The 10046-nt window shown below is 70.2% G+C and carries 9 protein-coding genes; 2 read left to right on the top strand and 7 right to left on the bottom strand.

What is annotated here, in order from left to right; all coding sequences use genetic code 11:
• The 3 genes from VI078_15690 to tkt all read right to left on the bottom strand — a co-directional run.
• Positions 1-196: NAD(P)H-binding protein (locus VI078_15690; protein HEY6000728.1), on the bottom strand; the 196-nt coding region annotated here is incomplete at its 3' end.
• 428 nt (positions 197-624) lie between these two features.
• Positions 625-1764 carry an aminotransferase class I/II-fold pyridoxal phosphate-dependent enzyme gene (locus VI078_15695; GenBank protein ID HEY6000729.1) on the bottom strand — a complete coding sequence of 380 codons (1140 nt, stop codon included), beginning with the start codon at positions 1762-1764 and terminating at the stop codon, positions 625-627.
• A 436-nt stretch (positions 1765-2200) separates the two neighbouring features.
• Positions 2201-4222 (bottom strand): transketolase, encoded by a 2022-nt coding sequence (tkt, locus tag VI078_15700; protein HEY6000730.1) that lies wholly within the window; start codon positions 4220-4222, stop codon positions 2201-2203.
• Between the two features lie 213 nt (positions 4223-4435).
• Here tkt and VI078_15705 point away from each other — a divergent pair, with 213 nt between their 5' ends.
• Entirely contained in the window at positions 4436-4894 is a 459-nt protein-coding gene (locus VI078_15705) for a DUF2889 domain-containing protein (protein HEY6000731.1), read from the top strand.
• On the opposite strand, the gene VI078_15710 is transcribed toward VI078_15705, so the two are convergent.
• Positions 4888-5115, bottom strand: coding sequence for a hypothetical protein (locus VI078_15710; protein HEY6000732.1), 228 nt, complete (start codon positions 5113-5115; stop codon positions 4888-4890). The two genes, VI078_15705 and VI078_15710, sit on opposite strands and share 7 nt — an antisense overlap.
• A 115-nt stretch (positions 5116-5230) precedes the next feature.
• On the bottom strand, positions 5231-5434 hold the full coding sequence (locus VI078_15715) for a cold-shock protein (protein HEY6000733.1): 204 nt from the start codon (positions 5432-5434) through the stop codon (positions 5231-5233).
• Positions 5435-5619: 185 nt separating this feature from the next.
• Here VI078_15715 and VI078_15720 point away from each other — a divergent pair, with 185 nt between their 5' ends.
• On the top strand, positions 5620-8100 hold the full coding sequence (locus VI078_15720; protein ID HEY6000734.1) for a glycogen/starch/alpha-glucan phosphorylase: 2481 nt from the start codon (positions 5620-5622) through the stop codon (positions 8098-8100).
• 34 nt (positions 8101-8134) lie between these two features.
• Here the strand turns inward: VI078_15720 and VI078_15725 are convergent, their stop codons facing one another.
• Positions 8135-9334 carry a hypothetical protein gene (locus VI078_15725; protein ID HEY6000735.1) on the bottom strand — a complete coding sequence of 400 codons (1200 nt, stop codon included), beginning with the start codon at positions 9332-9334 and terminating at the stop codon, positions 8135-8137.
• 98 nt (positions 9335-9432) lie between these two features.
• Positions 9433-10046 (bottom strand): Kazal-type serine protease inhibitor domain-containing protein (locus VI078_15730; GenBank protein HEY6000736.1); only part of this gene is annotated, 614 nt, incomplete at its 5' end.

Consider the following 10046-nt stretch of genomic DNA (forward strand, 5'->3'; position numbering starts at 1 on the left):
CGCCGCTCACCAATGCCCCGAGCGCGGCCGCATCGCGCAGGTCACCGCGCACCAGTTCGACACCCGGCGTCGCGGCCAGGTCGCCGGCGCGGGCGGGGTCGCGCACGAGCGCCCGCACGGGCGTCCCCGCCGCCGCCAGCCGCAGGCACAGCGCCCGCCCGATGAAGCCCGTGGCCCCGGTGACCAGCGCCGTCATGCCCCTCTCTCTTTCGCGCTCCACATGCGGCCGCCCGTCACAACCTGCTCCCCGCTCAGGCCGAACTCTCTCATCGCAACCTCGACCGGCAGGGCGCCGAGAAGGGTCCAGATGCAAGGCGCCCGACGATCCGGCGACTGAGGCGGGCTCGTGCCCGCCGCAGGGAGGCGGGAGGAGGGCAACGCCGCAGATGGGCCCTTATCGGCGGCCTGCCCAGGGCTCCGGCCCGGGGGCGCCTGTGAACGGTCATAATGCGCCGGCCGCTTGCTGTGTCCGCTGAGTGTGGCCGGCGCATTGACAGTCGAGCAGCTGATGAATGCTCTCGCGTACTGAGGGCCGCAGGGCGCGACAAAAGTGAACAGGCGCCCCCGGGCCGGAGCCCGACACGTGCACGGTACGGGAACGTGGCCGGGGACGGATGCCCCGGGCTAGACGACGTGGAGCGCGCGCCCCACCTGCTCCATCTTCGCGAGAGCGACATCCACCTGCTCCGGCGTGTGGGTCGCCATCAGGCTCACGCGGAGGATGCACTCGCCCTCGGGGACTGCGGGCGCGACCACCGGGTTGACGAACACGCCCTCGTTCTGCAGCTCCTTGCACATCTTGAAGGCCGTCAGACTGTCGCCGACGCGCACCGGGATGATCGGCGTCTCGGAGGGCCCGATGTCGTAGCCGATCGAGCGCAGCCCCTCGCGCATCCGCGCCGTGATCTCCCAGAGCCGCTCGATGCGCTCGGGCTCGCGCCTCATGATCCGCAGCGCCGCCCGCACCGCCTCGACGTTCGAGGGCGGCATGCTCGCGCTGAAGATCAGCGCGCGCGACTTGTGCTTGAGGTACTCGATCGTGTCCGCGTCCGCCGCGATGAAGCCGCCGAGCGAGGCCAGGGACTTGCTGAACGTCCCCATGATGATCTGGACGCGCTTCTCCAGCCCGAAGTGGTTCACCGTGCCGGCGCCGCACTTCCCCATCACGCCGATGCCGTGCGCGTCGTCCACCATGAGGCCGGCGCGGTGGCGCTCGCAGACCGTCGCGATCTCGGGCAGCGGCGCGATGTCCCCCTCCATGCTGTAGACGCCGTCGACGACGACGAGCTTGCCGCTCTCGGGCGGCAGCGCCCGCAGCACGCGGTCGAGGTCCTCGAGGTCGTTGTGCTGGAACTTGAGCTTGCGGCCGTAGCTGAGCCTGCAGCCGTCGATGATGCTCGCGTGGTCGAGACGGTCGGTGACCACGTACTCGCCGCGGTCGACCATCGCCGAGATCGCGCCGAGGTTCGCCTGGAAGCCGGTCGAGAAGACGATCGCCCCCGGCAGGCCGACGAGGTCCGCCAGCTCCTCCTCGAGCATCCGGTGGATGTCGAGGCTGCCGTTGAGGAAGCGCGAGCCGGAGCAGCCGGTGCCGTAGCGCTCGACCGCGTCGATGGCCGCCTTCTTGATTTCCGGGTGGTTCGTCAGCCCGAGGTAGCTGTTCGAGCCGAACATGAGGACCTCGCGGCCCTCGATCGTGACCACCGTGTCCTGCGCGGAGGAGATCTCCCGGAAATAGGGGTAGATCCCGAGCGACTTGACCATCCGCGACTCGTGGAAGCGGACGGCCTTGCCCTTCAGCGGCAGCGTCTCGGCGGCCGAAACGGTCGACTTCTTGGTCTTGGCGTCAGACATGATCGGGGAAGTATACCGAATCCGGGAGATAAATCAACGATTCCGGGGGGTCCCCAATTCCGCGCGTCCGCGCGGATCGCGGGGGGGCGTCCTCTTCAGACCCGGTTGCAGGGCCGCGAGGCGATACGCTCCCACGTCGGCTCGTCGATCAGCTCGCAGCACTCGGCGATCCCCGATTCGCGGCTGCATTCCCGGCAGCGCAGGATCGCGGTCTGTCAGCGGACGACCAGCTCGAGCCGCCCGCCGCAGGCCGGGCAGCGCATGCTCTTCTTCTCGCGCGGTTCCATGCATACTATCTTACCGCACCCGCGGACGCGGCGCACGCGCGCCGCATCCGCCCATGCCGCTACGCGCGCAGGACGGACCGCACGGCGTTCGCGACGCCCTCGGGGGTGATGCCGAAATACTTGAACAGCGCGCCGGCCGGCGCCGACTCCCCGAAGCGGTCGAGGCCGACGACCGCGCCCTCGAGCCCGACGTACTTGTGCCAGCAGGCCGTGACGCCCGCCTCGACGGCGACGCGCGGGATGCCCGGCGGCAGCACGGCGTCGCGCCATGCGGCCTCCTGGCGGTCGAACACGCCGCACGAGGGCATGGAGACCACGCGCACCGCGATCCCCGCCTCGGCCAGCGCCTTCTGCGCGCCGAGCGCGACGGACACCTCGGAGCCGGTGGCGATGATGACCGCGCGGGCCGGCCCGCCGGCCGCCTCGGCCAGCACGTAGCCGCCGCGGCGGATGGCCGCCGTCTGCGCCGCGTCGCGCTTCTGGAAGGGGAGGTTCTGCCGCGAGAAGAGCAGCGAGGTCGGCCCGTCGCGCCGCTCGAGCGCCGCCGCCCAGGCCACCGCGGATTCCACCGTGTCGCAGGGGCGCCAGACGTCCATGTTCGGGATCAGCCGCAGCGTGGCGGTCTGCTCGACCGCCTGGTGCGTCGGGCCGTCCTCGCCGAGCCCGATCGAGTCGTGCGTGTAGACGAAGACCTGGCGCGCCTTCATGAGCGCGGCCATGCGCAGCGCGTTGCGGGCGTACTCCGAGAACATGAGGAAGGTCGACGAGTACGGGATGAGCCCCCCGTGCAGCGCGATGCCGTTGCAGATCGCGCTCATGCCGAACTCGCGCACCCCGAAGTAGAGGTAGGTGCCGCCGCTCTCGCGCGTGACCGGCACCGCGCCGCTCCAGAGCGTGAGGTTCGAGCCGGCGAGGTCCGCCGAGCCGCCGATGAGCTCGGGGAGGACCTTGCCGTAGGCCTCGATGCAGTTCTGCGAGGCCTTGCGCGTGGCGATCGACTCGCCCTTGGCGGCGAACGCCGCGAGCGTCGCATCGACGTGCGCGGCCCACCCCGCGGGCAGCTCGCCGGCGATGCGCCGCCGGAATTCGGCCGCCAGGTCCGGATGGGCCTTGGCGTACGCGTCGAAGCGCCGCTGCCACTCCGCCTGCAGCCGCGCGCCGCGCGGGCGCCCGTCGAACCCCCGGTAGACCTCGTCCGGGATCTCGAAGGGCAGGTGGTGCCAGCCGATGTGCGGGCGGGTCGCGGCGATCTCGGCCTCGCCGAGCGGCGCGCCGTGCACGTCGTGCGTCCCGGCCTTCGTCGCGGCGCCCATGCCGATCACGGTCTTGCAGCAGATGATGCTCGGCCGCGCGGTCTCCGCCCTGGCGGCGAGGATGGCCGCGTGGATCGCCTCGGGGTCGTGCCCGTTGACGTCGCGCACGACGTGCCAGCCGTAGGCTTCGAAACGCTTCGGCGTGTCGTCGGTGAACCAGCCGCTGACGTGGCCGTCGATCGAGATGCCGTTGTCGTCGTAGAAGCAGGTGAGCTTGCCGAGGCCGAGCGTGCCCGCCAGCGAGCAGGCCTCGTGGCTGATCCCCTCCATGAGGCAGCCGTCGCCGAGGAAGACCCACGTCGCGTGGTCGACAATCTCGTGGCCGGGGCGGTTGAAGGCGCGCGCGAGGACCATCTCCGCGACCGCCATGCCCACCGCGTTGGCGAGGCCCTGCCCGAGCGGCCCCGTCGTCGTCTCCACGCCGGGCGTGACGCCGACCTCCGGGTGGCCGGGGGTCTTCGAATGCAGCTGCCGGAAGGCCTTGATGTCGTCCATCGTCAGGTCGTAGCCGGTCAGGTGCAGCAGCGCGTAGAGCAGCATCGAGCCGTGGCCGTTCGAGAGCACGAAGCGGTCACGGTTGGCCCACGCCGGGTCGGCCGGGTTGTGCCGCAGGTGGTGGTTCCAGAGCACCGTCGCGATCTCGGCCATGCCCATCGGCATGCCGGGGTGCCCGGACTTCGCCTTCTCCACCGCGTCCATGGCCAGCGCGCGGATCGCGCTGGTCAGGTTCGTGAACGCGGGCCTCTCGAAATCGCTGAACGTGGCCATAGTCTCCCCGGGGCCTCCCGCCCCCTGCCCTTCCCCGATCATGCAGCGTCGGACACCGCGCGCCCGGCTGGATCCGGCGATGCGGCGCGGTAGAGAGTGCCGCCGAAGCGGCCCGATGTCAAGCGACCAGACCCATTGATTATCAATGGGTTGTGCACTCCGTCACACACCCGAACTTGACGGCCCGATTTCCGGAGGCTACGGTGCACTTCAATGGACATCTTCCAGCGCAGCATCCACTCCAACGTCAAGCAGATCGACGAAGGACGGCTGCTCGTGCAGAGCTCGCTGCTGGACCTGGAGCACTCCCTGCACCTGGAACTGGTCGTGCGCATGGCCGACCGCACCATCGAGTCCGCGAAGGCCACCATGAGCAAGACGCCGCTGACGCGGTGCGCCAAGGGGACGGAGGGCATCCGCTGGCTGGCGGGGGTCTCGATCGACCGCGGCGTCCTGCGCGAGATCCACCGGCGCGTCGGCGGACCAAGGGGCTGCGCGCACCTCGTCGAGCTGGTGGAGAACGCGGTGCGCCTGGTCTCGATGATCCTCATCGGCAACTCGCTCACCTACTGGAGCGAGCTGAAGGGGAAGCTGACCGAGGAGGAGATCGTCGCCGAGGGGCGGCGGAAGCTGAAGAACACCTGCCTCGTCTTCGCGGACGAGGATCAGTGATCCGGTTCCTGCCCCTCGTCGTCGCGCGGCGCCGGGCCGCCGGCCAGCTCCTCCGGTAGCGGCAGGGGCGCGCTCAGCACCTGGAGGTTGTCCTCCTCCAGCGTCCCGGCCTCCTTCTGGAGCTTGCGCTCGACGCGGCGGGCTTCCTTCTCCTTCTGCTTCTGCTGCCGCGCCATTTCCTTCTGGCGCTTCTGGAACGACGGTCGCTGCTTCTTCGGCATGCCTCACGTCCTCTCGTTCGGGGGCCGGGGGGAGCGCTCCCCCGCGGAGCGGGGCGGAAAAATCAACGGCCCCCGCTCCCACGCGGGAGGGGGGCCGCTGAGGCGTCGGGCGGGATCAGACAGCGCGGACGTTGGCCGCAGCCGGGCCCTTCTGCCCCTGGACGATATCGAACTCGACGGTCTGACCCTCGCTCAGGCTCTTGAAGCCCGTGCCGAGGATCGCCGTGTGATGGACGAAGACGTCCTTCGAGCCGTCGTCGAGGCTGATGAACCCGAAGCCCTTCTGATCATTGAACCACTTCACCGTACCACGCGCCATCTTTCCTTCCCTTCCCACCAATCCCGTGTAGTAACGCACGCGGGATCATGGCCCCCGGTGCACCTCTGTTTGCCAACAATTGGGGATTGAGCAACTGTAGGCTACTGAGCCACTACCATACACGGCGCCGCAGGCGTTGTCCAGAGGTATTTTTCTGGCTATAGTCGCCGGCGGGAGGGAACCCGATGCGCGCGAGCGACGACAGCCCCTTTGACCGCTACGACGAGCCGGGAGAGGACGCCGCCTCGCTGCGGCGCGGGATCGTCAACCACCTCGTCTACACCGTCGCGAAGGACCAGCACACCGCCACCGACCGCGACCTCTTCCACGCGCTCGTGCTCACGGTGCGCGACCGGCTCATCGAGCGCTGGATGGAGACGATGCACCGCTACTACGAGCGCGACGCCAAGCGCGTCTACTACTTCTCGATGGAGTTCCTCATCGGCCGCTCGCTGACCAACAGCCTCCTGAACACCGGCCTCATGCCCGCCTGCCGCGAGGCGCTCGCCGCGCTCGGACTGGACTACGAGCGCCTGGCCGGGCAGGAGGAGGAGGCCGCGCTCGGCAACGGCGGCCTCGGGCGCCTGGCGGCCTGCATCCTGGACGCGATGGCCACGCTCGGCCTGCCCGGCTACGGCTACGGCATCCGCTACGAGTACGGGATGTTCTACCAGAAGATCGAGGAGGGCGCGCAGGTCGAGCACCTCGAGCACTGGCTGCGCTACGGCAACCCCTGGGAGTTCCCGCGGGCGGAGCTGCTCTTCCCGGTGCGCTTCGGCGGGCGCGTCGTCGAGTACCGCGACAGCGCGGGGCGCCAGCGCTACGACTGGCGGGCCGGCGAGCAGATCATGGCCATGGCCTACGACACGCCGATCCCCGGCTACGGCACCGACACCGTCAACAACATGCGGCTGTGGTCGGCCAAGGCCACCCGCGAGTTCGACCTGCGCTTCTTCAACGAGGGCGACTACATCCGCGCGGTGCAGGACAAGATCCACTCCGAGAACCTCACGCGCGTGCTCTACCCGAGCGACTCCACCGAGATGGGGCGCGAGCTGCGCTTCCAGCAGGAGTACTTCTTCGTCAGCGCCTCGCTGCAGGACATCCTCGCCCGCTACGCCAAGATGCACGATCACTTCGAGGAGCTGCCGGAGCACGTGGCTGTGCAGCTCAACGACACGCACCCGGCGCTGGCCATCCCCGAGCTGATGCGCCTGCTGTGCGACGTGCACGGCCTCGACTGGGACCGCGCCTGGTCCATCACGACCGGGGTCTTCGCCTACACCAACCACACGCTGCTGCCCGAGGCGCTCGAGACCTGGCCGGTCGCGTTCTTCGAGGAGCTGCTGCCGCGCCACCTGCAGATCATCTACCGCATCAACCAGGAGTTCCTCGCCGACGTGCGCCACCGCCATCCCGGCGACGAGGAGCTGGTGCGGCGCGTCTCGCTGATCGACGAGGCGGGCGGCCGGCGCGTGCGCATGGCCAACCTGGCGATCGTCGGCAGCCACGCGGTCAACGGCGTCTCGGCGCTGCACGCGGACCTGATGCGCCGCACGCTGTTCGCGGACTTCGAGCAGCTCTTCCCCGGGCGGATGACGAACATCACCAACGGCATCACGCCGCGGCGCTGGCTCAACGAGGCCAACCCGCGGCTCGCGGGGCTGATCTCCGCGCGCGCCGGCTCCGGGTGGGTGACCGACCTGGAGCGCCTGCGCGCGCTCGAGCCGCTCGCCGGCGACCCGGAGCTGCAGCGCGAGTTCCTCGCCGTCAAGCGCGCGAACAAGGAGCGGCTCGCGGGGCTGATCCTCAGGCACCTGCGCATCGGCGTCGACCCGGACTCGCTCTTCGACGTGCAGATCAAGCGCATCCACGAGTACAAGCGCCAGCTGCTGAACCTGCTCGGCGTGATCGCGCGCTACAACCGGCTGCGCGCGGACCCCGGCGCCGACGTCGTGCCGCGCACGGTGATCTTCGCCGGCAAGGCGGCCCCGAGCTACGCGCTGGCGAAGCTGATCATCCGGCTGATCCACGCCGTCGCCGATGTGATCGACAACGATCCGGCCGTCGCGGGGCGCCTCAAGATCGTCTTCATCCCGAACTACGACGTGAGCACCGCCTGCGACATCATCCCGGCGGCCGAGCTCTCGCAGCAGATCTCCACCGCGGGGTTCGAGGCCTCGGGGACCGGAAACATGAAGCTGGCGCTCAACGGCGCGCTGACCCTCGGCACGCTCGACGGCGCGACGGTCGAGATCTGCCAGGCCGTCGGCGAGGAGAACCTCTTCGTCTTCGGGCTGACGGCGGCCGAGGTGCTCGAGCGCCGGCGCACCGGCCACGACCCCTGGGCCTGCTACAGCGCGAGCGGCGAGCTGCGCCAGGCCCTGGACATGATCGGGAGCGGCTACTTCGCCCCGCACACGCCGGAGCTGTTCCGCCCGGTGGTCGACGCGCTGACCTGCGGCGGCGACCCCTTCCTCGTGCTCGCGGACTTCGAGAGCTACTGCCTGGCGCAGCAGCGCGTCGACGAGCTCTACCGGACGCCCCGCGAGTGGGCGCGGCGCGCGATCCTCACCGTGGCGCGGATGGGACGCTTCTCGATCGACCGGACGGTGGGGGAGTACGCCGCGCGGATCTGGGGGGTGGTGGCGGCGCCGCCGCGCTGAGCACGAGAATCCAGTCCGGCAGCCGCCGCGCACCTCACGGGTGGCACCCTCCCTCGTAGGCGACGCTCACCCCCGCGAGGCCCGCCTCGCAGGCGCTGCCGTACGTCAGGCCATCGCAGCCGCACACGGGAGTCCCGTAGGTCGGGCAGGCATCCCCATGCTCGACGCAGAAGCCGGCTGCGCCACAGGAACCCACCGGCTTCTGGCAGAATTCAACGTACGTGACGCAGTCTCGATTCGTTTGGCAAGGGGTGGGCGCGCAAGCGGGACTGGTGGTGCAATCGGGGTCCCTGCAACCGGAACGACCGTCGCAGTCGTCGTCGTAGAGTGGGGCGAGAACCGGATCGCGCTGCGTCCTCTCGCAGATCTCCCCTGTCGGCATCGGAAGGACCTGGCCCGTGCAGACGCCCCACCCCGTTCCATCGGCGCGGCACTGCCGCAGGCCGCTGCGGCATCTCCCCTTGTTCAAGGTGGCAAGCGCGCCGTCATAGCAGGGGGCCCACTCTCCCGGGACGCAGCAGCGCCAGTCCCCCGCGGACCAGACGAGGGTCTCCCCCTCGCTGCAGTCGCGCGCGGGCGGCCGGCAGTCGCGGGCGTCGCAGAAGCCGTCGCCGTTCGCGTCCTCGGCCGGCGTGTCGCACGCGGCGTCCGCGTCGGTATCCCAGCAGGACACCCCGTGCTCGCCCTGCGCCCCCTGCGGGCCGGCCGGTCCCTCCGGGCCTGCCGGTCCTTGCGGGCCGGTCTCTCCCTTGTCGCCCCGCGACCCTTGCAGGCCGGGCTCGCCCTGCGCGCCGGTGGCTCCCTGCGCGCCAATCGGTCCCTGCGGGCCGGCTTCTCCCTTGTCGCCCGGCGGCCCCTGCGGTCCCGGCAGAGCGTCGACGGCAAACATCGCATAGGGGACGACGGGCATCCTGATCCGGTGCATCTCACCGCCGCCGCGCCACTGGACCCACAGCTGCCGCGTGAAATCGACGGAGGCGCCAAGGGGACGGATGCGCCCCAGAAGGTGCGTGATCGATCCGTCGGCTTGCACCTTGAGCGCGACCGGCCCTTCGCTCCAGAGCCAGGCAGCGGCCTCGTCCGGGCCGTCGTGCACGCTGAAGGTGAAATCGTAGGTAACCCCGGGGGTGAGCGTCGTCCGGAAGGTCATCGGGATCTGCCTGGCGATGGAAGCAGCCCAACCGAACTGGGGACTCATGAGGATCACGGCCAGCATCAAGAGGCAACGCTTCACGGCTCAGGCTTCCTCGTCACGTCGCGACGAACACACCGCCCCTGGGTGCCGGCCCCGCACCCTTGCTCTCGGAAACCTCGAAGTTGGCAAGCAGCTCTCTAGAAGCACTCTGGCGCATAAGAGACGCTCACCCCCGCGAGGCCCGCGTCGCAGGCGCTGGGGTACGTCCGGTTGTCGCAGCCGCACACCGGACCCCAGCCGGCCGGGCAGCTTTCTCCCCGCGCGACGCAGGTGCCGGCTGCGTCACAGGAGCCCACCGGCTTCTGGCAGTAGTCAACGTAACCGCAGTCTCCATTCGTATGGCAAGGGGTGGGCGCGCAAGCGCCACTGGTGGCGCAGTCGGGGTCCGCGCAACCGGGAAGGCCGTCGCAGTCGTCGTCGTAGAGTGGCGCGAGAACCGGATCGAGCCGCGTCACCTCGCACATCTCCCATGCCCACGGGAGAACCTGGCCCGTGCAGACGCCCCACCCCGTTCCGTCGGCGCGGCACTGCCGCAGGCCGCTGCGGCACCTCCCCACGTTCGCGGTGTCAGGCGGGCCGGTATAGCAGGGGGCCAACTCTCCCGGAACGCAGACCCGTGCAGCGCAGCGCCAGTCCCCCGCGGACCAGACGAGGGTCTCCCCCTCGCTGCAGTCGCGCGCGGGCGGCCGGCAGTCGCGGGCGTCGCAGAAGCCGTCGCCGTTCGCGTCCTCGGCCGGCGTGTCGCACGCGG

It is taken from the genome of bacterium, assembly GCA_036524115.1.
GTDB lineage: Bacteria > JAUVQV01 > JAUVQV01 > JAUVQV01 > DATDCY01 > DATDCY01.

What these genes read in the sequence shown, in the direction of transcription:
- VI078_15695 (HEY6000729.1), bottom strand. Translation starts at nt 1,764, where the DNA reads ATGGTCAAGTCGCTCGGGATCTACCCCTATTTCCGGGAGATCTCCTCC.
- tkt (HEY6000730.1), bottom strand. Translation starts at nt 4,222, where the DNA reads ATGGCCACGTTCAGCGATTTCGAGAGGCCCGCGTTCACGAACCTGACC.
- VI078_15705 (HEY6000731.1), top strand. Translation starts at nt 4,436, where the DNA reads ATGGACATCTTCCAGCGCAGCATCCACTCCAACGTCAAGCAGATCGAC.
- VI078_15710 (HEY6000732.1), bottom strand. Translation starts at nt 5,115, where the DNA reads ATGCCGAAGAAGCAGCGACCGTCGTTCCAGAAGCGCCAGAAGGAAATG.
- VI078_15715 (HEY6000733.1), bottom strand. Translation starts at nt 5,434, where the DNA reads ATGGCGCGTGGTACGGTGAAGTGGTTCAATGATCAGAAGGGCTTCGGG.
- VI078_15720 (HEY6000734.1), top strand. Translation starts at nt 5,620, where the DNA reads ATGCGCGCGAGCGACGACAGCCCCTTTGACCGCTACGACGAGCCGGGA.